This is a genomic window from Tessaracoccus pujii (assembly GCF_055326215.1).
The window spans coordinates 1-22,712 of sequence record NZ_JBUZNP010000001.1 but is presented as its reverse complement, the minus strand read 5'-3'; the positions used below and the strand labels follow the sequence as shown (position 1 = coordinate 22,712).

Here is a 22,712-nt window from a genome sequence, read left to right as displayed (position 1 = left end):
ACTTCAGGCATGACTCACGAGCACGACTGGGACCAGGCCTATCGCGACACCGACCGGATGTGGAGCGGCAGGGCCAACGAGGCCCTAGTCGCGGAGGCGCCGAAGTTGCACCGGGGACGCGCGCTCGACGTGGGATGCGGCGAGGGCGCGGATGCGTTGTGGCTGGCCCGGCACGGGTGGGAGGTCACGGCGCTCGACCCGTCGCTGGTGGCCCTGGAGCGCGGACAGCGGGCCGCCGAGCACAGCGGCCTGATCGTCGAGTGGGTGGCGGGCGAGGTGGGGCGGCCGTTGCCGCACGACGACTTCGACCTGGTGTCGGTGTTCTACGTCCCCCTGCCCAAGGACTCCTCGGCGGTGGAATCGCTGGCGTCCGTCGTCGCCCCCGGGGGTGCGCTGCTGTTCGTCCACCACGCGGACTTCGCTCCCAGGCACGCGCACATCGACCCCGCCACGCTGATCACGCCCGACGACGTGGCGGAGCGGCTGGGCGAGGGGTGGACAGTGCTGGTGCACGAGCGTCGCGAGCGCTCGGTCGCCGAGGGCGCGGGGGCGCATCACCATGACGACATCGTCCTGGTCGCCCGCCGCGACGCGTGACTAGAGCAGGGCTGCCGTGGCGGCGTCCACGGGGGCGACGTCCGGGCGCAGCGCCCGCAGGACCGGCTGGCGGAGGGCGCCGTCGGGGGTGACGTTGAGGTATCGCACCTGCACGCACAACATCGGCTCCACCCAGCGCGCCTGCCGCGACACCGGGTCCGTCGGGACCGGGTCGAACGGGGGAGTGGGGCGTTCGGTGTCGCGGAGGACGGCCAGCAGGGTGTCGCGCTCGGCCCGTCCCAACCCGGAGCCGACGCGTCCCATCGGATACAGCAGAGGCGCCGCCTCGAAGGTCGCCTCGTCGTTGGGCTGCCCCACCCAGAGCGCGCCGAGCGCGTGCAGGTTGCCCGCCTCGGGCAGCCAGCCGCCGATCACCACCACGAGCTCTGAGCGGTGCGGCGTCTTCACCCAGTCGTCGCTGCGCACCCCGGCCTGGTAGCGCGACCCCCGACGCTTGCTCATCACCCCTTCCAGCCCCGCCTCGCGGGTGAAGTGGGCCAGCGCGCCGCCGTCGTCGTACTGCTCCGACAACCGCCAGGCGGGGCGGTCGAGGTCCAGCAGTTCCAGCCGCTCCCGGCGCTCCTCCAGCGACAGCCGCGTCAGGTCCGCCCCGGCCTCCCTGAGCAGGTCGAACACGACGAAGGTGACCGGCCGTTCGGCGGACCAGCGGGCGGCGCGACGCGCGTCGCGGACGTGCATCCGCGGCATGATGGCGTGAAACGACGGGATGCCCTGGTCGTCGAGGGCCACCACCTCGCCGTCGAACAGGGCCCCCTCCGGCAGGCCGGCGGCGCCCGCCGCGACCTCCGGGTACGCCACCGTGATCTCCCCCTCGGTGCGGTTGGTCAGGCGCAGGGCGCCGTCGCAGATCTCGCCGAGGGCGCGCACCCCGTCCCACTTGACCTCGTGCACCCACTGGGCGCCCGAAGGCGGCACGCCCGGTGTGGGCGTCGGCGTGGCGAGCATGGGGCGCATGCCGCCCATCATGCCCGCGGCACGGCCCCCGCGCCCCTGCCGGGCACGACACGCCGTCCCATCCGCACGCGAGGGCCTGTGTGGGGGTCGACGTGCGGGTCGGGCGGCGTGTCGTGCGCGGGAGGGGGGCTGGTCAGGCGCCCAGCTTGCGCACCGTCAGCTCGGTGAACAGCGCGGCGCCGTCGGGGACCACAGCGTCGTCGAACCGGGCGTAGGCCGAGTGGTTGAACGGGGCCGTGAGCGGATCGAGTTCGGGCGGGCAGGCCGACAACCCGATGAAGCAGCCCGGGGCCTCCTGCAGGAGCCGGGAGAAGTCCTCCGCGCCGGCGAGCGGGTTCCTCCACCGCAGGTGTCGCTCCTCCCCGAAGAGGTCGGCCACGGCCCGGGCCACGACGTCGGCCTCCGCGTCGTCGTTGATCGTGACGGGGTACTGCTCGAGCAGCTCGAACTCGCCCCGCACGCCGTGCGCGGATGCGATCCCCGCCACCACCTCGGGGATGATGCCCACCAGCTTCGCCCGGACGGCGGTGTCGAACGTGCGCAGCGTCGCCTCCAGGCGTCCCTCCTCCGGAATGACGTTGGCGATCGTGCCCGCCTGCAGCAGGCCGACGGTGACGACGACGGGGTTCTGAACGTCGAAGCGCCTGGTCACCATGGTGTGGAGCGCGGTGGTGATCTCCGCCAGGGCCGGCACCGGGTCCGCCGCGAGCTGAGGTGTGGACCCGTGCCCGCCTCGACCCACCACCCGCACCTTCGCCACGTCCGAGCTCGCCATGACGGTGCCCGGCTTGGTGGAGAACACGCCGTGGGGATCCAGCGCCGCCCACACGTGAATGGCGTAGACCCAGTCCGGCCGCGACCCGGCCACGTCCAGCAGCCCCTCCTCCAGCATGAACCGGGCGCCGTCGACGCCCTCCTCGCCTGGCTGGAACATGAAGATCACGTCGCCGGCCAGCTCTTCTCTGCGTGCGCACAGTGTGTGTGCGGCGCCGATGAGCATGGCCATGTGGAGGTCGTGCCCGCAGGCGTGCATCGCGCCGTTGGTCGACGCGTACTCCAGCCCGGTCAGCTCCTGCACCGGCAGCGCGTCCATGTCCGCGCGCAGCAGGACGACGGGGCGCTTTCCCTGCGTGGCGCGGCCGCCGCGCAGCACGCCCACCACGCTGGTGACGCTCTCGCCGAGGGTGATCTCCAGCGGCAGCCCGGCCAGGGCCTCCAGCACGCGGGCCTGCGTCTGCGGCAGCTGCAGCCCCACCTCCGGTATCAGATGCAGCGAGCGTCGCAATTCGACGAGGTCAAGAGCCATGCGTCATTCATAGCAGGCCGGCGAGCGCCCCGCCCCGCATCGCCCCTGCGGCTCATGTTCCTCCAGGCGGCTCGTCGAGCCGCTGAGGAGCCTGAGCCCCTGCCTGGAGGAACATTGGCCGCGCGATCGGCGTCGACCACGTGTTCCGGCAGTGCCGGCGGCACTCCAACGCCGGAGGATCAGGCCAGGAAGAACGCCTTGGTGCCCTCGAACATCATCTGTACGGCCATGATCACCAGGATCATGCCCATCAACCGCTCCACCGCCACGAGCGCCCGGGTGCCGACGACGCGCTGCAGGAAGCCGGAGAAGTAGAGGGTCACGGCGGTGACCAGCCACGCCAGCACGAGTCCGCCGAGGTACCAGGGCCAGTTGCCGGAGTCCTGGCTGACGAGCACCACGATGACCGCCAGCAGCGAGGGGCCGGCGATGTAGGGCACCGCCAGCGGCACGATGAACGGCTCATCGTGGGTCATGGGCTCAGCCAGGTTGGACTGCGACGTGGGGAAGATCATCCGGATCGAGATCAGCAGCAGGATGACGCCGCCGGCGGCCTGCAGCGCGGCGCCGTCGATGTGCAGGACGGTGAGCATCGCCTGCCCCAGGAACAGGAACGCCACCATCACCCCCAGCGCGATGAGGCATTCGCGGACAATGACCCACTGGCGACGGTCCGGCCGGGTGCGCTGCAGTGAGGTGAGAAACAGCGGCGCGTTGCCCAGGGGGTCCATCACGAGGAGGAAGGTGATGAAGGCCGAGAGCACCAGGGTCATCCCGGGATCCTATCGTCGTCGGCGACGCAGCCTCGGACGTGGGCGGGCAGACGAAGGCCCCACCGTCCGAGACGGCGGGGCCTTGTCGTTCAGCGAGATGTCACTCGACCATGGTGCCGGTCTCGAGGAACCGCACGTGCCAGCCGAGCGCCGTGGCGAGGTCGTGCGGCGTGTGATGCCCGTTGGCCTTCTTCTCCGCCAGCTTGACGTACTCGCGCAGCGGCTCCTTGAAGTCCGGGTGCGCGCAGTTCTCGATGATCTTGAGCGCGCGCTGGCGGGGGGCCAGGCCGCGCAGGTCCGCGAGGCCCTGCTCGGTGATCAGCACCTGCACGTCGTGCTCGGTGTGGTCCACGTGGTTGACCATGGGGACGATGCAGGAGATGGCCCCACCCTTGGCCGTCGACGGCGTGACGAAGCTGGAGATCCAGCCGTTGCGGGTGAAGTCACCAGAGCCGCCGATGCCGTTCTGCATGCGCGAGCCCATCACGTGGGTGGAGTTCACGTTGCCGTAGATGTCCGCCTCGATCATGCCGTTGCAGGCGATGACGCCCATCCGACGGATGGCCTCGGGGTGGTTGGACACGTCCTGGGGGCGCAGCACGATCTTGTTGCGGTAGTCCGCGGCGTTGTCGTTCATCCGCTCGGCGGCGGTGGGGCTGAGCGAGAAGGCGGTGGCCGACGCCACGGTGAGCTTGCCGGAGTCCAGCAGGTCCACCATGCCGTCCTGGATCACCTCGGTGTAGGAGGTGAGGTTCTCGAACGGGCCGTGGAGGAGGCCGGCCAGCACCGCGTTGGCGATGTTGCCCACGCCGGACTGCAGCGGAAGGAGGTTCTCCGGCAGCCGCCCTGCCTTGACCTCGGCGCCGAGGAAGTCGAGGAAGTTGCCGGCGATGGCGCGCGAGTCGTCGTCGAGGCCCTTGAACGGCGTGTTGCGGTCTGCCGAGTTGGTCTCGATGACCGCGATCACCTTGCTCGCGTCCACCTTGAGCACCTTGCCACCGATGCGGTCGCCGGCGTTCTGGATGGGCAGCGGCACGCGGTTGGGCGGCAGGGCGCCGATGGGGTAGTAGATGTCGTGCATGCCGAAGAGCTCTTCGGACTGCCACGAGTTGACCTCGATGATCACGTGGTCCGCGTGATCCAGGTAGGTGCGGTTCATGCCCACCGATGACGACGGGATGATGTCCCCGTCCTCGGTGATGGCGGTGGCCTCGACGACGGCGAGGTTGAGGTGGCCGAGGAACCCCTGCGACACCTGCGGGCCCATGTGGGAGAGGTGGATGTCCTGGTAGTACGAGATGCCGGCGTTGATGGCGCTACGCATGTCGGGGTCCGACTGGTACGGCGCGCGGTACGAGATGCCACCGGTGCGCGCGAGGGCGCCGTCGAGCTCGGGAGCGGTGGAGGCGCCGGTCCAGACGCCGATCTTGAACGGCTCATCGTGGCTGTGGCGGGCCTCGATGATGGCCGCGAGGGCCTCCGGGAAAACCTTGGGATAACCGGACCCGGTGAAGCCCGAGAAGCCGACATTCCATCCGTTCTCGACGAGGGCTGCGGCATCGTGGGCCGACATGACCTTCTGCTTGAATGCCTCGTTGCGGATGCGACCTGACATCTGTCCTCCTTGAAGATTTACGGTGCGCTCTCACCCTAGCGGCGAACGCACGCCATTTCCGCCGCGCGGGAGTTGTCCGATCGGCGGGCAAGCCAGTGCAACCGTGTGCACTGACGGGGTGGTCAGCCCATCTGGGCTGCCGTGATCCCATCTTTGCAGGATGCAACGCTGCGCCCCCATGGGGGTGGGGCAAACGTAGATTGGACTCAGGCGACAGCCGGACCTGACGAGAGGACAGCGATGAGCAATCCACGCACCCAACTGTGGCTCGTGCGCCATGGCGCCACCGAGTGGTCCCAGGTCGGGCGCCACACGTCCGTGACGGACCTGGGTCTCCTGCCTGAGGGGCGTGCCGACGCCGAGCGGATGGGCGAGCGCCTTGCTGGCGAGCACTTCGGTCTGGTGCTCAGCTCGCCCCGTCGTCGCGCGATGGAGACCGCCGCGCTCGCCGGCTTCCCCGCACCTGTGATTGATCCCGACCTGGTGGAGTGGTCCTACGGGCCGGGCGAGGGGCTCACGAGCCTGCAGATCGCCGAGCGGGTCCCGGGCTGGCGGATCTGGACCCACGGCGCGCCCGGTATCGACCGGGAGGGATTCCCGGAGGGGGAGACGAAGGAACACGTGGTGGAGCGGCTGGGCCGGGCGATCGACCGGGCCCGCGCCACCGGTGTGGAGAGGGTGCTGATCTTCGGCCACGGGCATGCGCTGCGGGTGCTGTCCATGCTGTGGCTCGGCGCCCCCGTGGAGTTGGCCGCCAGCTTCCCGCTGCTGACGGGATCGCTCAGCGTGCTGGGCTGGGAGAAGGACTCGCCCGCTGTCGTCCGCTGGAACAGCTGATCAGGCCAGCGGTGCGCTCTTGAAGGCGAATGCGGCCACCGCGTCGAGGCGGGGGAAGTTGATGGCCACGTCGGCGTGCGCGGCGGTGACAGGCTTGGCGCAGTAGGCGATGGACAGCCCGGCGGCGTCGAACATGCCCAGATCGTTGGCGCCGTCGCCCACCGCGACCGTCAGCGCCGGGTCTATCCCCTCTGCGTGGGCGAACCGCAGCAGGTCCCGCGCCTTCTGATCCCGGTCCACGATCGCGCCGGTGACGCGCCCGGTCAGCCGCTCCTCACCGTCGACCCGTTCGGTCTCGAGCTCGTTGGCGTTGAAGAAGTCCAGCCCGAGGCGCTCGGCCAGCGGTGCCACGAGCTGGGTGAAGCCGCCTGAGGTGACACCCACCTTCGCGCCGCACGCGCGGGCCGCGGAGATGAGTTCCGCCGCGCCGTTGGAGAGGATCATCGCCTCGCCCACCTCGGCGAAGATGCTGGTGGGCAGACCCGCGAGGGTGGAGACCCGCTCGCCGAGGGACTGGGCGAAGTCCAGTTCCCCGCGCATCGCCCGCTCGGTGATCTCGGCCACCCTCGGCCCGACGCCGGCATGTTCGGCGAGGAGGTCGATGGCCTCCGTGGTGGTGAGGGTGGAGTCCACGTCCATGAGCAGCAGCTGTGCCGGGACCCGGGACAGCGGCCCCGTCACCACGCCGACCGCCACGTTCCCCGCCACGGCCTTGAGTGCGGTGCGCAGCGCGGCCGGGTCGTCGTGCTCGGTGAACATGCTGATCCGCTGGCCGTACAGCGTCTCGTCGCTGATCACGTGCCCCGTGGGGGGAACGAGGGCCACGAGTGACTCCGGAATGGGCCCCATGGCGGCCAGCGTGACGCGAATCTCCATGCGCCTAGGCTATCCGGGCGGGCGCGCGGGCAACGGTGGCGCGGCGGAGGATGGGACGGGCGCGCGTCACCGGGCGGCGGCGATGGGCGTGACGACGATCTCCTGCTCCTGCCCGTCGCGCAGCACTGTGAGCGTCATGTCGCGGCCGACGCGGCCGGCGCGGACCAGCGCCACCAGGGACTCCGTCGAGGAGACCGGGTCGCCGTCGACGGCGGTGATGAGATCGCCCACCTGCAGCCCGACCTGGTCGGCCGGGGAGCCGGCCACCACGTCGGCGACGGCGGCGCCGAGGGGGCCGGTGGTGGAGATGTCGCTGGCGCTGATCCCGATCTGGGGGTGCTCGGCCACGCCGTTGGCGATGAGCTGCTCGGCCACGTACTCCACCTGATCCGCCCCGATGGCGAAGCCGATGCCGATGTTGCCGGCGCTGGAGCTGGATGTGGCCAGCGAGGCGATGGAGGAGGTGATGCCCACCAGCTCGCCCGACGCGTTGACCAGCGCGCCGCCCGAGTTGCCGGGGTTGATGGCCGCGTTGGTCTGGATGGCCGCCGTCACCACCACGTCCTGCTGCCCCTGCCCGACGGTGTTGTTGGTGACGGCGCGGGTGGTCACCGGACGGTTGAGGGCGGAGACGATGCCGGTGGTCACGGTGTCCGCCAGGCCCAGCGGGTTGCCGATGGCCATCACCGGATCTCCCACCTGCAGCTCGGACTCGTCCGCGTAGGACATGACGGTGAGGTCCGACGGGGGATCCACCAGCTTGATCACCGCGAGATCGGTCGACGGGTCTGTGCCGATCACCTCGGCGACGTAGGACGAGGCGCCGAGCAGGACGACGATGCGCGCGCCGCTCCCGCTGCCGGAGACCACGTGGTTGTTGGTCACGATGTGGCCCTCGCCGTCGACCACCACCCCCGATCCCTGCCCGGCCGAACCGTCCTGGCCGGTGACCTGGATGACGACCACCGCGTTGGACGCCGCCGCCGCGACGGCCGTCCAGTTCGGGTTCTCGGGGTCCGCCTGAACCACCTGGGTCTCGGTGGGGATCGTCGAGGCGCTGGAGCTGGCTGCGGAGGCCGCGTCCTGGTCTGCGAACCGGGCCGCCGTGAATCCGGCACCGCCGCCCACACCCGCGGCCATCACCGCCACGGCGAGCAGCCCGGCGAGGCGGGAGCGGCTCCTGGCGGCAGCGGGACCGGGAGTGGGCTGGCCGAAGGGGTATGCGGGCGGGGGGTAGGTGAACTGTTGCGCGGCACCCTCCGCGGAGCTGTCCTGGGAGGAGAACTGGCCGGCGATGAACCCCGAGGGCTCGGCGGGCGACTGTGGCTGGACGTGCTGCTCGGGGGCCGGAGTGGTGGGCTCCTCGGCGCGGGCGGTCCAGGAGTCGCGGCTCCAGGGACTGGGGTGCTGCTCGTTGCTCATCGTGGCTCCTCAACTAGGTATGCCCCTAGGTAACCCATCAAGTCTATGAGGCGCCTGTGAAACCTCTGAGGGGTCACTGATAGGGCGGAGCGGGAGGTGTCATTACAGTGGTGATCCTGGGACGGTCTACCATCCACGGATCACCACTGGGAGAGGGTTCACCGGGCGGTGGTGACCGTGACGGTGTAGCGGGGGTCCTGCGCGGCGACCCTGGTGGGCCCGACGCGCTCGTTCAGCTCCTTGCGCCACGGCAGGTGGGAGTTGAACACGCACCAGACCTTCCCGCCCGGCCTGAGGACGCGAGTGGCCTCGTCGAACATCTCGAGCGTGTCCGAGGACTCCTTCGCCACGCCCTGGTGGAAGGGTGGGTTCGTGACGATGGCGTCGACGCTGTGGTCGGCGTAGCCGTCCAGCCCGGCTCCCCACGTGACATCGACGGTCAGCCGGTTGATTTCCGCGGCCACGGCTGTCGCGGCGACCGCGGACCAGCTGACGTCCCGGGCCACCACCCGCTTGCCCTCCTTGGCCAGCCACATGGCGAGGGTGCCGTTGCCGCAGCCGAAGTCCAGCACGTCGTCGGCCTCCAGGCCCTCGGTGCGGCCGGCGCCCGCGAGCGCGGAGATGAGGAGCCGCGACCCCGGGTCGATCTTGATCCCCCCGAACGTGGCGCCGTGCGCGGCGACGGCGAAGCCCAGGTCCGCGTGCTCGCGCACCTTCGGCCAGTCGGTCTCAAGCCCGGCCGGCCCCCAGGCGCGCAGCACCCGCGACTTGGAGCGGCCGAGGCTGGCCGCGACGGCGGTGAAGTGCTTGCCGAGCACCTCGTTCATGGTCCGGTTCATGTGCCTGATCCTGGCGCCGCCGATGAAGGTGACGTCCGGAGCTCCCTGGACCAGCACGGCCATCTCGTCGAGGGCGCCGAGGGATTTCGGCAGGCGCGCCAGCGCCAGGTCCACCCCGGCCACGTCGGACGGGTGTTCGACGAGGAGCTCTGCCGGCACGGTCGCGGCGTCGCGCCAGTCGTCGCACCAGACGCGGACGTCGTCGGTGAGGGTGAGGGCGTCGTCGACGAGGGCCGGGGCATCAATGAGAGCCACCGCCCCCGCCTGCCCGGGGGCCTCGTCCCAGATCAGGTCATCAACCACGTCACGCATGGGGTGAGTCTAGGAGGTTCCGCGGCGCCGGTGGGGACGTCGCCCCGCAGGGCCGGGCGGACCCTGTCCGGCGCGGACCGCTGACGAGGGGTGGAATAAAGACAGGGCCGGGTGCGTCGCTAGGGTGTGAGACGCACCGACACGAGGAGAGCGCCATGCATCACGAATTCGCGCCGGGGAGCGTCATCCTGGTGGGCGGTGGCCCGGGCGATCCCGGCCTCATGACGGTGGCCGGGCTGGCCGCCATCCGGGAGGCCGACGTCATCGTGCACGACCGCCTCGGCGCCCTCCAGTGCATGGAGGAGGCGCGCCGCGGTGCGGAGATCGTCAACGTGGGCAAGATCCCGCGCGGCGATTTCACGCCGCAGGAGGAGATCAACGCCCTCCTCATCGATCGTGCCCGCCGGGGGTTGCGCGTCGTGCGGCTCAAGGGGGGCGACAACTACGTCTTCGGTCGCGGTGGCGAGGAGTGGCTGGCCTGCCGCGACGCCGGGATCCCCGTGCGGGTGATTCCGGGCGTGACGTCGGCGGTGTCGGTGCCCGCGCTGGCGGGCATTCCCGTGACCCACCGTGGACTGACGCAGGGCTTCGTCGTGGTGTCGGGGCACGTGCCGCCGTCGGATCCGCGCAGCGAGGTCAACTGGGGCGCGCTCGCGGCCGCCAACCTGACGATCGTGGTGCTGATGGGCGTGCAGAACCTTCCCGAGATCGCGGATGTGCTGCAGCGGCACGGTCTGCCCGGCGACACGCCGGCGGCTGTGGTGGCCGACGGGACCACGCCAGGGCAGCTGGCGCTTCGGGCATCGCTGGCCGGGATCCCCGCGGCCGCCGCCAACGCCGACATCCGGCCTCCGGCCATCGTGGTCATCGGCGCGGTGGCGGCGCTGGAGTTGGAGGACTGACGTGGATTTCACCGTCCGGCTCGATCCCACCGACGAGGTCGGCGCGGCGCTGCTGGTCCGGCTGGCGGAGCGGGCGCAGGTGACGCCGCTGGTGCATGCCCCCGGAACCGCCCTGGTGCTCGGTGGGGCCCGCTCCGGGAAGTCGGCGTGGGCGGAGGCCCAGCTCGGCGCGGCGGAGGATGTGGAGTACGTGGCCACGTCGGAGGTGGCCGACGGCGATGCCGAGTGGGAGCACCGCGTGGCCCTGCACCGCGGGCGGCGCCCCGCGTCGTGGCGCACCACGGAGACCCTGGACATCGCCGCCGTGCTGGAACGCGACGATCCGGCGCCGGTGCTCATCGACTGTGCCGCGGTCTGGCTGGACCGCGTCCTCATGGGCGCGGGCGCCTGGGACGACGCCCCCGGCTGGCGGGAGCGCGTGGAGACCGAGGTGTCCCGCCTGGCCGGGGCGTTGGAATCCACCTCGCGCGAGGTCATCGTCGTCAGCAACGAGGTGGGGTCGGGGATCGTGCCGGCCACCCCGTCGGGGCGGCTCTACCGGGACGAGCTGGGCAGGCTCAACGCCCGCCTGGCGGCCGTGTGCCGCGAGGTGTGGCTGTGCACCGCCGGGATCGCGAAGCGGCTCAAGTGAGGGGGCTCGTCGCGGCCCTCGGGTTGTTCACGGTGATCCCGGTGCCGTCGGTGGCCGCGATCGACAGGCGCCTCGCCGGGCGCGCCATGGCGGCCTTCCCGTGGGTGGGGCTGCTGGTGGGCGCCGCCGGCGGCCTGGTGCTGTGGGGCGTCGTGGTCCTGGGCGCTGCCGCTTGGCTGGGTGCCGCCCTGGCGCTCGCCGTCGTCGCCGCCCTCACCGGTGCGCTCCACCTCGACGGGCTGGCCGACACTGCCGACGGGCTCGGCTCCCGGAAGCCGGCCGAGGAGGCGCTGGTGATCATGCGGAAGTCGGACGTGGGCCCCATGGGAGTGGCCGCGCTCGTGCTGGCGCTGCTCATCGACGCCGCCGCACTCAGTTCACTGACGGAATCCGGCGCGCTGCTGGCGGGCGGGGCGTTGGGTGTCGCGGCGATGGTGGGCCGCGCCGTCGTGACGGGGGCGACGGTGTCGCGGGCGTCCGCGCGCAGGCAGGGCTTCGGTGCCCTGTTCATCGGCGCCACCTCGGCTGCGACGGCCTGGGCCACGGGTGTCGCGGTGGTGGGGGTCGCGGCGGGGGTCGGGGCGTTCGCCGGCGGCACCGCCGGCGCGGTGGTCTTCGCGTCCGTTGCGTGCCTCGCGGGCGGCATCGGATTCCTGTGGGCGACGCGGCTGCGTCGACGCCTGGGCGGCATGACCGGTGACGTCTTCGGGTCGATCATCGAGGTGACGCAGGCGGCCTTCCTCGTGCTGGCCGCTCTGGTGGCAGCCGCGCTCTAGTCACCGGGGCATCGCAGTCCACTGGGCCCGCCGATCAGTCGGTGAGCCCGGCGAAGGATGCCGCAGCCGACCACGCCTGGTCGGCGAGGGACAGCCGCCCCACGACGGCCAGTGGACCGGCGATGTCGTGGGTCTCGTAGGCCAGCAGCGTCACCGCCGTCACGTCGATCGGATCGACGGAGGGAGCAGCCCATCGCGCCGCCCGGGCGGTCACCTCGGCCAGCGGCCGCGACACGCCGTAGTGGCCGATCGTCACATGCGGGACGTATCCGCCGTCGTACGCGGAGCCGGCCATCAGCGCGGCGTTGAGGGCGTGCAGTTCGGGGGCGGAGGCGCGGAGGAACGGAACCATCGGGAAGGTGCCCCAGCCTCCGACGGCGACGCGGAACGGACCCATCCCCAGGCTCGTCAGCCTGGCGAGGTCCCCAGCGAGCCGGAGAGCCGTGTAGGGCTCGTCGACGGGCTGGGCGCCCGGCGCCGCCAGGGGACCGGCGTACGCGAGCGTGATGTGGGGCTGGCGCTGGTGTCGCGGCAGGAGCACGTCTCCCCAGTGTGCGCGCGCCGACGACACCGCGCCGCGCACCTGGTCCGTGTCGGCCTCGACCGCCCACACCACTGCGTGCGCAGACCCTCCGTGCCACTCGATGAAGTCCCGGTCCTCGCACGCGACGGTGCAGGGGACGGGCCCGTTCACCCTGTCGCCACGCTGCCGGCCCCCACATACCGTGACGCCGCTGCTGTGGCCTTGACCACTGCCTGATGCAGCGCATCGGATCGGCCGAGGGCCCCGGCGGCAAAGCCGCTGTAGAACTCGAGGCCCAGCGTGGCGGCGAAGACATCTCCTGCACCGACCGTGGCGTCGGTGACCGCGGGCCTGGTGGGGTAGGGCGTCGCCGCCCCCTGGAAGCACAGGGTGGCGCCCCTGTGCCCCTGGGTGACGACGTACCCCGTGTTCCTGGCGGCGTCGGCGGCTGACCACCGCGTGGCCTTGGCGACGGCGTCCTGCAGGTCCTCGTCGGAGAAGACGACGATGTCGAAGCAGGACCAGGTCGCGGCCTCGGCGTCATCGATGTCGCGGCGGTGGACCCGCCGGTAGGAGGAGGCGGCCGGCGCCCCGCTGGTTCGCATGAGTCCCTGGGCCAGCAGGACCTGCACCGACCGTCCCTCCAGGCGTGCGGCGCAGAACTCCGCGATGTCGGCCGCTCGGTCCTCGTCCGGGACGAGGGGGCAGAAGTAGACCAGGTCGCAGTTCTGCCAGGTGGCCCGGGGGCTGATCGGTTGCAGCGGGCGGTCCGCGGGACGCCAGTACTGGGTCCTGTCCTGCGTGGCCTTGTGGCCGCCGACGATGTTCCTGTACGCCAACGAGCGCTCACCGGATGGCTCGCGGTCCCGCTCGAATTCGGTGATGAGGGGCAGGAGGTCCAGTCCGTAAGGGCCGCTGACCTGAGCGTGCAGCCCATACTCCAGCCGCAGCTGTCGCGCGATGAACAGCGCGGGCGAACCCCACGACGGCTCGAGGATGTGCCCGTTCGCCTCGTTGTCGTCGATGCAGAGATCACCGATCACGACGACTGAGGGAGGTGCTCCGTTCAGAGACACAGGTCGTCCTCTCGTAGACCGATGGTGAGGCTGGAGCGTCGTGCTCCACAGGTGCACCGGCCTCGCATGTGGTGCTCCTGCGCTGGGGCTGGATCCTACGCCGACTCCCTGCCTCAGATGCGGAGGACTGGGGGGACGCGCGGTGAAGGGCGTCGGCTCTGTCGGCTCTGAGGCGCGGGCCGAGGATCGGGGCTAGGTTGGGGGTGTGGCAGCGTCACGTGTCCCGGAACAGCACCGCCAGGCCCTTGCGCGGCTGCGATCGTCGTACGACGCGATCCCGGCCGGCTCTCAGGTGCGCATCGCCAAGCGCACCTCGAACCTCTTCAGGCCGCGTGTCGCCACGCGCTCGTCCGGGCTCGACGTCTCCGGCCTCACCGGCGTACTGGCCGTCGACCCTGTGGCCGGTACGGCAGAGGTCCAGGGCATGTGCACGTATGAGGATCTCGTCGACGCGACGCTCGCGTACGGACTGATCCCGCTGGTCGTTCCGCAGCTCCGCACCATCACGCTGGGAGGTGCGGTCAGCGGTCTGGGGATCGAATCCACCAGCTTCCGCAACGGGATGCCGCACGAGTCCGTCCTCGAGATGGACGTGTTCACGGGTGCCGGCGAGGTCGTCACCACCCGCCGGGGCGAGGACCTCTTCGACGCGTTCCCGAACTCCTACGGCTCGCTGGGCTATGCCACCAGGCTGGTGATCGAGTTGGAGAGGGTGCCGGCCTACGTCGATCTCCGCCACATCCGATTCACCGACGCGGCGGCGCTGGCGGCCACGGTCGAGGAGATCGTCACCACCCGCTCCTTTGAGGGGATCCGGGTCGACGGCCTGGATGGGGTGGCGTTCGAGCCAGGGGAGTACTACCTGACGCTCGCCACCTGGACCGCCCGGCCGGCGGGCCCGCCCAGCGACTACACCGGGCAGGACATCTACTACCGCTCCATCCGCACCCGCGCGTCGGACCAGCTGACCATGCGCGACTACCTCTGGCGGTGGGACACCGACTGGTTCTGGTGCTCGGCGGCCTTCGGTGTGCAGCACCCGCTGGTGCGACGGCTGTGGCCGCGTCGGTGGCGCCGATCGGATGTCTACCATCGGCTGATCGGTCTTGACCGGCGGATCGGTCTGACGGACCGGTTCGACGCGCTGGCCGGCCGCCCGCTGCAGGAGCGCGTGATCCAGGACGTCGAGGTCCCGGTGGATCGCCTCGGGGAGTTCCTCGCCTGGTTCGACGACTACGTGGGCATGCGTCCCGTGTGGCTGTGCCCGCTGCGGCTGAGGGCGTCGACGGAGCACCCGGTTGCGACGGTGGACGCTGATCGCGCGGGCCGCCGCCCCTGGCCGAGCTATCCGCTGGAGCCCGGCACCACCTACGTCAACGCAGGTTTCTGGGGCGCCGTCCGCGTGGGCCAGGATGCTGCCGAGGGGCGGCTCAATCGGGCGATCGAGCGCAAGGTGCACGATCTCGGGGGCCACAAGTCGCTCTACTCCGAGGCCTTCTACGACCCGGGGACCTTCGACAGGCTCTACGGTGGCTCCAACCTGGCCGCCGTGAAGGCCCGCTATGACCCGGACAATCGGCTGACCAGCCTCTACGACAAGGCGGTGCGGAAACTATGAATGCAACCCGGGGCGCGAGGATGTCGATAGCGGATGCGGTCAACTCGCTCGTCCGCGACGGCATACCGATGCGGTTCTCCGCCTACGACGGGAGCTCAGCCGGTCCTGAGGACGCGTCGATGGAGTTGGTGTTGCGCAACCAGCGCGGTCTGGCCTACCTGCTGACGGCCCCGGCCGAGCTGGGAATGGTGCGGGCGTACCTGGCCGGAGACCTGGAACTGCTCGGCGTCCATCCCGGCAACCCCTACGAGATGCTCAAGCTGATGCAGGACCGGCTCAAGTTCCGGATGCCCTCACCGGCGGAGGTGGTGGACCTGGTGCGTGGGCTGGGTATCCCTGCGCTCAGGCCACCGCCGCCACCTGAGACCGAACGCCCGCCGGCCTGGCGCCGCGCGATCACGGGACTGCGCCATTCGAAGTCGCGCGACGCCGCGGCGATCGCGCACCACTACGACGTCTCCAACACCTTCTACGAGCACATCCTCGGCCCGTCCATGACCTACACCTGCGCCGTGTACCCGAGCGACGACGCCACCCTCGAAGAGGCGCAGGCGGAGAAGTACGACCTGATCTGCCGCAAGCTCGGGCTACGGGCAGGGATGCGGCTCCTCGATGTGGGCTGCGGCTGGGGTGGCATGGTGCGCCACGCGGCCAGTTACTACGGCGTCACGGCACTGGGCGTGACCCTGTCACGCGAACAGGCGTCCTGGGCCTCGGAGACCATCCAGCGCGACGGGCTCGGTGGCCTGGCCGAGGTCCGTCACGGGGATTACCGTGACATCACCGAGGCAGGCTTCGATGCGGTGAGCTCGATCGGGCTGACAGAACACATCGGCGTGCGCAATTACGCCGCCTACTTCGCCTTCCTCCGGGATCGCCTCCGTCCACAGGGCAGGCTGCTCAACCACTGCATCACCCTCGCGCACAACCGGCGCGCGGGGATGGGCTCGTTCATGGACCGTTACGTCTTTCCTGACGGGGAGATGAGCGGCTCCGGCACCATCATCAAGGAGGCGCAGAACGCCGGCCTGGAGGTCATGCACGAGGAGAACTTCCGGATGCACTACGCCCGGACTCTCACCGCCTGGTGCAGCAATCTCGTCAACACCTGGGACGACTGTGTGGCCGCGGCAGGGGAGCCGACGGCGCGGGCGTGGGGTCTCTACATGGCCGGATCGCGTCTCAACTTCGAACGCAACAACGTCCAGTTGCATCAGGTGCTGGCGGTGCGCACGGCTGACGACGGGTCCAACGGGTTCCCGCTGCGGCCCGCCTGGTGACGCAGACCCGCCCTGGCTCAGGTGTCGTCGGGGCGGGCCCGACGGCGTTTGGTTTCGCCGAGTCGTCGCTTGTTGCCCAATCGCCGTTCGATCGAACCGCGCGTCGGGCGGGTGCGACGCCTCGGTGGCGAGGGCGGGGCGAGGCCTTCCAGCAGCAGCGCCGCCAGACGTTCCCGTGCCGCCTCCCGATTCTGACGCTGCGAGCGAAATCCGGCGGAGACCACCGTGAGGACGGTGCCGGAAAGACGCGTCCTCAACCGGTGCTGCAGACGCTCGCGCTGCACCTCGTCGAGAACCGCGGAGGCGGCCACATCGAAGGACAGCTGAACTCTCGAGTCGGCCGTGTTGACGCCTTGGCCTCCGGGACCGGACGCGTGTGAGAATCGCTCGATCAGCTCTCGGCTCGGGATCACCAACCCCTCGGGCAGTCCCGGCATCGGCGCAATCCGCAGCTCACTCACGATTCCAGACTAGGAGACACGCAGCCACCCCACGAGGGACGGGTGCTGGCCGCGGCATCCGTCACGCACGGGTGTGTGCGACGCAGGACTCCCGGGCTGGAAGGATCTAGGCATGCCCAAGGCAGTGTTCATCGACTTCGACGGGACCTACGCGGATCGCGGACAGGTCCCACCCGGCCACGTCGAGGCGGTCCGCCAGGCTCGCGCGAACGGGCACCGGGTCCTGCTGTGCACGGGCAGGCCGAAGTCGATGGTGCCGGCGCGCATCCTGGACTCGGTGTTCGACGGGCTGGTCGGCGCGGCCGGCGGCTACGTCGAGATCGGCAGCACTGTCCTGTCGGACATCAGGTTTCCGGAGAGCCTGGCCTCAGAGGTCGTCAGAGTGCTCACGTCCTACGACGTCACCTTCATCCTGGAAGCGCCCCAGGCCCTGTACGGCCCGGTGGGCATCCGGGAACGGCTGCGTGGTCTTCTCGCGCATCGGCGGCCATTGCCGCGTCACCACGAGGCGGGTTACGGTGGATCCGTGTCCACATCGGAGGAGCGATGATGACGATCCCCAAGAACATGATCTGCCTGTGGTTCGACAAGGACGCCGAGGCGGCGGCCGAGTTCTACGCCTCGGTATTCCCCGACAGCAGGATGGGCGCCGTGCACCGGGCGCCCGGAGACTTCCCCGGCGGCAGGAAGGGCGACGTCCTGACGGTGGACTTCACCGTCTGTGGCATCCCGTGCATGGGCCTGAACGGGGGCCCGGACTTCCCGCAGAGCGAGGCCTTCTCCTTCCAGATCGCGACAGACGACCAGGCGGAGACCGATCGCTACTGGGAGGCCATCGTCGGCAACGGCGGACAGGAGAGCGCCTGCGGCTGGTGCAAGGATCGATGGGGGGTGTCCTGGCAGATCACGCCACGGGCGCTCACCGAGGCCATGGAATCGGACGAGCCCGGCGTGTCCGAGCGGGCGTTCGCCGCGATGCTCACGATGCAGAAGATCGACGTCGCGGCGATCGAGCGGGCGGTCGCGGGGGACTGACCACGATCGACGGGGAATCTCCGCCGACAATCCTCGTGCCCACACAGGCCACCCGCGCGGCAGCCCCACCTGCCTCCGGCATGGAAATATGTGGCGCAGCCCTGCGCGAGAAGCCCGGGCCAAGCGAGTCAGGCCCACGAGCCCAAACCCAGCGAGGTGGCGGAGGATACGAGATTCGAAGACGCAACCTCGTATCTCTCAAGTACCTGTCAGGGTGTAGTATAGGCCCTTGACAAGGTAGTTCACCCTCGATCGCATCGAGTTTGCATACGCCTGCGTAGGCATGGCGCAGCTATTTGGGGGCACATTCGGGGCACGAAACCGCCCCAGAAATGATACGAGATGCCGCCGCAACTGTGGGGCGGCGGTTGGGAAAGGGGGGCCGGTGGCAGAGAGCCAGCGCTCTTGGGGCAAGGTTCGCAGGCTGCCCTCAGGCCGGTACCAGGCCTCATACCTCCACGGAGGATTCCACGGCGTCCAGCTCGGAACTCGCTACACCGCGCCACAAACGTTCGACGCGAAGGGCGACGCCTGGGCTTGGCTTGACCGGGAACACCGACTGGTCCAACGAGGCGAGTGGAGCCCGCCTCTTGCCCGGCTGCACCAGGCTGCGGAGGAACGACGCCGGGAGGAGGTGGCACGTGAAGCCGCCGCCGCGGTGCCCACCATCGCCGCATACGGTAAGGACTATCTGGAGCGCGGTGAACTCGCTGGTTCTACCCGGGACCGGTACCGCCAGCTGCTGAAGTTCTACATATGCGCCGAGCCAGCCACGATCACCCGGCGGGGCATGATCAAGGGCAAGCCACTTGCGCAGCGAGGTTTGGGTGACATCAAGGTTACCGAGATGACCCGTGCGGATGTTCGCCTGTGGTGGCAGGGCCTACCGGTCAAGCAGCGTGAATCCTCGTGTCGGCAGGCTTACGACCTGCTGCGCGCGATCATGAACGCCGTTGTTGAAGCTGAATTGATCGAGGTGAACCCGGTGCGGGTGAAGGCAGCCACACACGCACAAGCCTCACGGGAGCGTGACCTCGACCCGCTGCCCATCGAGGTGCTCTACTCAGTGGCGAACCACATGCCGGAACATTGGCGCTTGGGTGTTCTGCTTGGTGGCGTTCTGGGGCTGCGCTCTGGCGAGATCCGAGCGTTGCGGCGCGGTGACTTCAGCCTCTCCGGAGACCTTCCAACGGTGAAGGTTCACCAATCAGTGAAGGAGTCAGAGGGTACGGTGCAACTCGGTCCGCTGAAGACAGCCCGGAAGGGGATAGCCACACGCACTCTTCCCATACCGGCGGCGCTCCTCGAGGACGTGCAGGCCCACCTGCGTCGGCACACCCAGCTTGGCAGGACGGGGCTCCTGTTCTGGAGAGGCAAAGACGGCCTCCCCGTGAAGTCCGTGGATTGGCTCCGGGCCTTCAAGAAGGCCTGTCACGCGGTTGCAGATGGGATGGAGGCCAGTGCTGCCCATAATCTGACCCAGACCGGCGAGGCGGAATCCGACGAGTCGCAGCGGATCCGTGAGCTGCTCACCGGTCATGGCGGCTACGTCTTCCATGGCACAAGAGTCACCGGCCTCACGTGGGCCTACAGGTTGTCAGGAGGAAACCTCCGAGCGGTCCAGGCAATCGCTGGCCACACCTCCCCCAAGATGGCTCTGCGATACCAGCGGGCCGAGATGGACTATTTGGCAGCCGTAGCGGCAAATGTATCGACCATGATCGAGGGGAGCTCGGTCCAGTAGCCGGGCTCAAACCGCTCGGTCCTCGAATCGCGGCCCTGCAGAGATAGACCGACCCCCGTTTGTTCTCGCGAGCGATGGACAGGCTGATCAACACGGTCGGTCGCGCTCGCTTTGATCTCAGTCGACGACAATCTCCCTGTCGGCGACGTTCAAGACTGAGCACTTTCGACGGGCGGTGAAATCGTCCAGTCTCTCAGCGTCGTCCACACTCCCCTTCGGGCCGAAGGGCCTAACGCACTGGATTGAAGATCAGCGGGTACCGGCGTGATCCCGTCGCGGCTCGATACGGCTACTGCCATCCGATCTTTGGCTGTCGACACCCCTACCACGCTGGCCGGTCGAGCGCTGAGTTCGATGATGCGGTGGGAGAGGAACCTTGCTTCGGCCTGGTCGTGGGTGACGAGGAGGATGGTCCAGCCGTGGCGCGTGGCTGCGTCTCTGAGCCAGGTGTTGAGGTCGGATGTCGGCGGACACGGAAAAATGCCCAGTGACGGTCATGTAGTTGCCCGCTGGCGGTCATGAAATCTGCCCGGTGGTGGCCATGGGATCTGCCCGACACGACATCCGTTGCCTGCCGCGTCCGCGGTCGGCGTCCCTTCCTCGAGTGCGATGAGTGGTGCTGAAGCACTGTTCGTCACCCGGGAAGGGACATCTTGAAGTCTGCCGAGGAAATCATGGAAATCTTGGATGCTTACGATCTGACCGGGTCGTTGCGTGACACCGCCGAGTTGGTGGGGTGTTCCCATCACACGGTGAAACGCTATGTGGAGGCCCGCGACAAGCTGGGTGGCCCGCCGTCGGGGACGGCCCGCCGGCCGCAGTTGATCGACGACTACCTGGAGAAGGTCGAGGAGTGGGTCGAGCGGTCGAAGGGGAAGGTCCGCGCCGACAGGGTCCACCAGAAGCTGGAGTGGCTGGGCTACACCGGCTCGGAGCGCACCACCCGCCGAGCGGTCGCGGCCGCGAAGACCGCGTTCCGGGTCGGGAACCGCCGGGTTCATCGGCCGTGGGTGACCGAGCCCGGGATGTGGTTGCAGTACGACTACGGCGACGGGCCGTTGATCGACGGGGTCAAGACGGTCCTGTTCGTCGCCTGGGTCGCGTGGTCGAGATTCCGGGTGGTGCTGCCGCTGCGGGACAAGACCCTGCCCTCGGTGTTCGCCGCCTTGGATGTCACGTTCCGCCGGATCGGGGGCGTCCCGACGTATGTGTTGACCGACAACGAGAAGACCGTCACCAGTGAGCACATCGCCGGGATCCCGGTCCGGAACCAGCAGCTGGTCGCCTTCGCCTCGCATTATGCGGTGACGGTTCACACATGTGTTCCGGCGGACCCGGCGAGCAAGGGCGGCACCGAATCATCGGTGAAGCTCGCGAAGGCCGACCTGGTGCCCACCGACGCCAACCTGCGCGACGCCTACGACACGTTCGCCGACCTCGAAGCCGCCTGCGAGGCGTTCTGCGACTTGGTCAACGCCCGCCCGCATCGGGTCACCCGCCGGGCCCCGGCCGAGATGCTGGCCGAGGAACGCCCACGGTTGCATCCTGTCGCCGCGGCGCCGTTCACGGTCGCGTTCGGGACCACGAGGGTGGTGCCGGACAACACGCCGATGGTGAACTTCGAACACGGCCAGTACTCCGTCCCTCACCGGCTCTGCGGCGAGACGGTCTGGGTCCGCGTCCACGGCCGCGGCGCGGATGAGCAGATCGTGATCTGCCACCTCGACGACGCGGGCCCGGTCGAGGTCGCCCGCCACCGACGCGCCACCCCAGGCACGCCGATGCTTGAGGGGCTGCATTTCCCGCCCGCCCCGGCCGGGGCCCTGGAGCGGTCACCCAGGGCGAAGACGGTCGCTGACACCGAGTTCCTCGCCCTCGGTGAAGGGGCGCGGATCTGGCTGGTCGAGGCCGCTCACGCGGGCACCGGGAAGATGCGGGTCAAGATGGCCGCCGCGGTCCAGCTGGCACGCCTGTTCAACCCCGCCGACGTCGACTGGGCCTTGGGGCATGCCGCCGTCCACGGCCGCTTCGCCGAGGCCGACCTCGCCTCCATCCTCGACCACCACCGCAGCCGACCCCACCCCCAACAGCTGCAGGCCAGCGAGGACCAGTCCCTGACCCAAGGCACCCGCGGCTGGGCCACCTACGGCACCAACCCCGCCCAGGAGATCGCCTCATGACCGCACCGAAGGTCGCCGTCCCCGTCGCGGGAGTCCCGGTCGCCCCGCCGCTACCGGCCGATCTGGAAGGCCTGCTGCGCCGGATGCGGTTGCCCTACATGCGGGCCCAGGCACCTGACATCCTCGCCACCGCCCGAGCGCAACGCTGGGACCCCGCCGAAATCATCAAGGCCCTCCTCATCGAAGAGGTCACCGGAAGGGAACGCTCCGCGCTCGCCACCCGCCGCACCGCCGCCGGGTTCCCCACCGGGAAAACCTTCGACGCCTGGCAGCCGACCGCCTCATCGATCCCGGCCCCCACCCAACAAGCACTCCGGACCCTGGAATGGGTCGGTCGGCGGGAGAACCTCGTCGTCTGCGGCCCCTCCGGCACCGGGAAGACGTTCTTCCTCGAAGCACTCGGCCAACACGCCGTCGAACAAGGACTACGCGTCGCCTGGTTCACCCTCGAAGACCTCGGCCTCCTGCTGCGCCGGCACCGCGCCGACGACACCGTGTCGAAAGCCATCGCCCGGATCCTGCGCGCCGACGTCGTCGTCGTCGATGACATCGGCCTGCTGCCCGTGTCCCACGACGCCGCCGAGGGCCTCTACCGCTTGGTCGACGCCGCCTACGAGAAACGCTCCGTCGCGATCAGCTCCAACCTCCACCCCGCCGGCTTCGACGAACTCATGCCCAAAACGCTGGCCACCGCCACCGTCGACCGGCTCCTCCACCACGCCCACGTCTGCCAAACCAGCGGCGACAGCGTCCGCCTCACCCAAGCACTCGCCGGCCGGGGGGTGACCCCCTTGCACTAACCACGCCCTCGACCGAGGTGGATGGCCAACAACCCCCTGGGGCAGATCCCATGGCCACCACCGGGCACTTCTCGTGACCGCTACCGGGCAGGTTTCATGTCCGCCTCCGGGCAGAAACCAGTGGCCCTTGACAG

The 22,712-nt window shown here is 69.7% G+C and carries 22 protein-coding genes; 12 read left to right on the top strand and 10 right to left on the bottom strand.

Annotation, left to right across the window (positions count from 1 at the left end; all coding sequences use genetic code 11):
• Positions 1–9 precede the first annotated feature (9 nt).
• Positions 10–597, top strand: a complete 588-nt coding sequence (locus ACZK5N_RS00110) for a class I SAM-dependent methyltransferase (RefSeq protein ID WP_459017752.1) — start codon at positions 10–12, stop codon at positions 595–597.
• On the opposite strand, the gene ACZK5N_RS00105 is transcribed toward ACZK5N_RS00110, so the two are convergent.
• From ACZK5N_RS00105 to scpC, 4 genes are all read right to left on the bottom strand, one after another.
• Positions 598–1,572: an ATP-dependent DNA ligase gene (locus ACZK5N_RS00105; RefSeq protein ID WP_463624502.1), complete on the bottom strand. Its 975-nt coding sequence runs from the start codon at positions 1,570–1,572 to the stop codon at positions 598–600.
• A gap of 133 nt (positions 1,573–1,705) precedes the next feature.
• Positions 1,706–2,878 carry a M20 metallopeptidase family protein gene (locus tag ACZK5N_RS00100; protein WP_459017750.1) on the bottom strand — a complete coding sequence of 391 codons (1,173 nt, stop codon included), beginning with the start codon at positions 2,876–2,878 and terminating at the stop codon, positions 1,706–1,708.
• A gap of 179 nt (positions 2,879–3,057) precedes the next feature.
• Entirely contained in the window at positions 3,058–3,651 is a 594-nt protein-coding gene (locus tag ACZK5N_RS00095; RefSeq protein WP_459017749.1) for a MarC family protein, read from the bottom strand.
• A gap of 100 nt (positions 3,652–3,751) precedes the next feature.
• Positions 3,752–5,266 (bottom strand): succinyl-CoA:acetate CoA-transferase ScpC, encoded by a 1,515-nt coding sequence (gene scpC / locus ACZK5N_RS00090; protein WP_459017748.1) that lies wholly within the window; start codon positions 5,264–5,266, stop codon positions 3,752–3,754.
• A 240-nt stretch (positions 5,267–5,506) separates the two neighbouring features.
• Here scpC and ACZK5N_RS00085 point away from each other — a divergent pair, with 240 nt between their 5' ends.
• The gene (locus ACZK5N_RS00085; protein ID WP_459017747.1) at positions 5,507–6,103 is read left to right on the top strand and encodes a histidine phosphatase family protein; all 597 of its coding nucleotides are present in this window, start codon (positions 5,507–5,509) and stop codon (positions 6,101–6,103) included.
• On the opposite strand, the gene serB is transcribed toward ACZK5N_RS00085, so the two are convergent.
• From serB to ACZK5N_RS00070, 3 genes are all read right to left on the bottom strand, one after another.
• Positions 6,104–6,979: a phosphoserine phosphatase SerB gene (gene serB / locus ACZK5N_RS00080; protein WP_459017746.1), complete on the bottom strand. Its 876-nt coding sequence runs from the start codon at positions 6,977–6,979 to the stop codon at positions 6,104–6,106.
• A 66-nt stretch (positions 6,980–7,045) separates the two neighbouring features.
• Positions 7,046–8,401, bottom strand: coding sequence for a S1C family serine protease (locus tag ACZK5N_RS00075; protein WP_463624501.1), 1,356 nt, complete (start codon positions 8,399–8,401; stop codon positions 7,046–7,048).
• A 158-nt stretch (positions 8,402–8,559) separates the two neighbouring features.
• Positions 8,560–9,552 (bottom strand): class I SAM-dependent methyltransferase, encoded by a 993-nt coding sequence (locus ACZK5N_RS00070; RefSeq protein WP_463624500.1) that lies wholly within the window; start codon positions 9,550–9,552, stop codon positions 8,560–8,562.
• Between the two features lie 155 nt (positions 9,553–9,707).
• Between ACZK5N_RS00070 and cobA the strand changes: the two genes are divergently transcribed.
• The 3 genes from cobA to ACZK5N_RS00055 are packed head-to-tail and all read left to right on the top strand — an operon-like array spanning position 9,708 to position 11,861.
• A complete protein-coding gene (cobA, locus tag ACZK5N_RS00065) occupies positions 9,708–10,454 on the top strand; it encodes a uroporphyrinogen-III C-methyltransferase (RefSeq protein WP_463624499.1) in 747 nt (248 codons plus the stop codon).
• A 1-nt stretch (position 10,455) separates the two neighbouring features.
• The gene (gene cobU / locus ACZK5N_RS00060) at positions 10,456–11,085 is read left to right on the top strand and encodes a bifunctional adenosylcobinamide kinase/adenosylcobinamide-phosphate guanylyltransferase (protein WP_463624498.1); all 630 of its coding nucleotides are present in this window, start codon (positions 10,456–10,458) and stop codon (positions 11,083–11,085) included.
• A complete protein-coding gene (locus ACZK5N_RS00055) occupies positions 11,082–11,861 on the top strand; it encodes an adenosylcobinamide-GDP ribazoletransferase (RefSeq protein ID WP_463624497.1) in 780 nt (259 codons plus the stop codon). The genes cobU and ACZK5N_RS00055 overlap by 4 nt, the downstream gene beginning before the upstream one ends.
• Positions 11,862–11,895: 34 nt before the next feature.
• Here ACZK5N_RS00055 and ACZK5N_RS00050 read toward each other — a convergent pair whose 3' ends face one another.
• Both ACZK5N_RS00050 and ACZK5N_RS00045 read right to left on the bottom strand, forming a co-directional pair.
• Positions 11,896–12,555 (bottom strand): 2'-5' RNA ligase family protein, encoded by a 660-nt coding sequence (locus ACZK5N_RS00050; protein WP_463624496.1) that lies wholly within the window; start codon positions 12,553–12,555, stop codon positions 11,896–11,898.
• Complete coding sequence (locus tag ACZK5N_RS00045) at positions 12,552–13,460, bottom strand: hypothetical protein (protein WP_463624495.1); 909 nt, start codon at positions 13,458–13,460, stop codon at positions 12,552–12,554. Before ACZK5N_RS00045 ends, ACZK5N_RS00050 begins: the two co-directional genes overlap by 4 nt.
• A gap of 205 nt (positions 13,461–13,665) precedes the next feature.
• Between ACZK5N_RS00045 and ACZK5N_RS00040 the strand changes: the two genes are divergently transcribed.
• Positions 13,666–15,078 (top strand): FAD-binding oxidoreductase, encoded by a 1,413-nt coding sequence (locus ACZK5N_RS00040; protein WP_463624494.1) that lies wholly within the window; start codon positions 13,666–13,668, stop codon positions 15,076–15,078.
• Between the two features lie 20 nt (positions 15,079–15,098).
• Positions 15,099–16,358 carry a class I SAM-dependent methyltransferase gene (locus tag ACZK5N_RS00035; protein ID WP_459017737.1) on the top strand — a complete coding sequence of 420 codons (1,260 nt, stop codon included), beginning with the start codon at positions 15,099–15,101 and terminating at the stop codon, positions 16,356–16,358.
• Between the two features lie 17 nt (positions 16,359–16,375).
• Here the strand turns inward: ACZK5N_RS00035 and arfB are convergent, their stop codons facing one another.
• Positions 16,376–16,819 carry an alternative ribosome rescue aminoacyl-tRNA hydrolase ArfB gene (gene arfB / locus ACZK5N_RS00030; RefSeq protein WP_459017736.1) on the bottom strand — a complete coding sequence of 148 codons (444 nt, stop codon included), beginning with the start codon at positions 16,817–16,819 and terminating at the stop codon, positions 16,376–16,378.
• 112 nt (positions 16,820–16,931) lie between these two features.
• Between arfB and ACZK5N_RS00025 the strand changes: the two genes are divergently transcribed.
• From ACZK5N_RS00025 to istB, 5 genes are all read left to right on the top strand, one after another.
• Entirely contained in the window at positions 16,932–17,369 is a 438-nt protein-coding gene (locus ACZK5N_RS00025; protein ID WP_459017735.1) for an HAD family hydrolase, read from the top strand.
• Positions 17,369–17,854, top strand: a complete 486-nt coding sequence (locus tag ACZK5N_RS00020) for a VOC family protein (protein WP_459017734.1) — start codon at positions 17,369–17,371, stop codon at positions 17,852–17,854. Before ACZK5N_RS00025 ends, ACZK5N_RS00020 begins: the two co-directional genes overlap by 1 nt.
• 385 nt (positions 17,855–18,239) lie before the next feature.
• Positions 18,240–19,598 carry a site-specific integrase gene (locus ACZK5N_RS00015; RefSeq protein WP_459017733.1) on the top strand — a complete coding sequence of 453 codons (1,359 nt, stop codon included), beginning with the start codon at positions 18,240–18,242 and terminating at the stop codon, positions 19,596–19,598.
• Between the two features lie 653 nt (positions 19,599–20,251).
• Positions 20,252–21,778 (top strand): IS21 family transposase, encoded by a 1,527-nt coding sequence (gene istA, locus ACZK5N_RS00010; protein WP_459017652.1) that lies wholly within the window; start codon positions 20,252–20,254, stop codon positions 21,776–21,778.
• Positions 21,775–22,578, top strand: coding sequence for an IS21-like element helper ATPase IstB (gene istB / locus ACZK5N_RS00005; protein ID WP_459017651.1), 804 nt, complete (start codon positions 21,775–21,777; stop codon positions 22,576–22,578). Before istA ends, istB begins: the two co-directional genes overlap by 4 nt.
• Positions 22,579–22,712: the final 134 nt, after the last annotated feature.

Coding starts and splice junctions, on each gene's coding strand:
- ACZK5N_RS00110 (WP_459017752.1), top strand. CDS start 10: ATGACTCACGAGCACGACTGGGACCAGGCCTATCGCGACACCGACCGG.
- ACZK5N_RS00105 (WP_463624502.1), bottom strand. CDS start 1,572: ATGCGCCCCATGCTCGCCACGCCGACGCCCACACCGGGCGTGCCGCCT.
- ACZK5N_RS00100 (WP_459017750.1), bottom strand. CDS start 2,878: ATGGCTCTTGACCTCGTCGAATTGCGACGCTCGCTGCATCTGATACCG.
- ACZK5N_RS00095 (WP_459017749.1), bottom strand. CDS start 3,651: ATGACCCTGGTGCTCTCGGCCTTCATCACCTTCCTCCTCGTGATGGAC.
- scpC (WP_459017748.1), bottom strand. CDS start 5,266: ATGTCAGGTCGCATCCGCAACGAGGCATTCAAGCAGAAGGTCATGTCG.
- ACZK5N_RS00085 (WP_459017747.1), top strand. CDS start 5,507: ATGAGCAATCCACGCACCCAACTGTGGCTCGTGCGCCATGGCGCCACC.
- serB (WP_459017746.1), bottom strand. CDS start 6,979: ATGGAGATTCGCGTCACGCTGGCCGCCATGGGGCCCATTCCGGAGTCA.
- ACZK5N_RS00075 (WP_463624501.1), bottom strand. CDS start 8,401: ATGAGCAACGAGCAGCACCCCAGTCCCTGGAGCCGCGACTCCTGGACC.
- ACZK5N_RS00070 (WP_463624500.1), bottom strand. CDS start 9,552: ATGCGTGACGTGGTTGATGACCTGATCTGGGACGAGGCCCCCGGGCAG.
- cobA (WP_463624499.1), top strand. CDS start 9,708: ATGCATCACGAATTCGCGCCGGGGAGCGTCATCCTGGTGGGCGGTGGC.
- ACZK5N_RS00035 (WP_459017737.1), top strand. CDS start 15,099: ATGTCGATAGCGGATGCGGTCAACTCGCTCGTCCGCGACGGCATACCG.
- ACZK5N_RS00025 (WP_459017735.1), top strand. CDS start 16,932: ATGCCCAAGGCAGTGTTCATCGACTTCGACGGGACCTACGCGGATCGC.
- ACZK5N_RS00020 (WP_459017734.1), top strand. CDS start 17,369: ATGACGATCCCCAAGAACATGATCTGCCTGTGGTTCGACAAGGACGCC.
- istB (WP_459017651.1), top strand. CDS start 21,775: ATGACCGCACCGAAGGTCGCCGTCCCCGTCGCGGGAGTCCCGGTCGCC.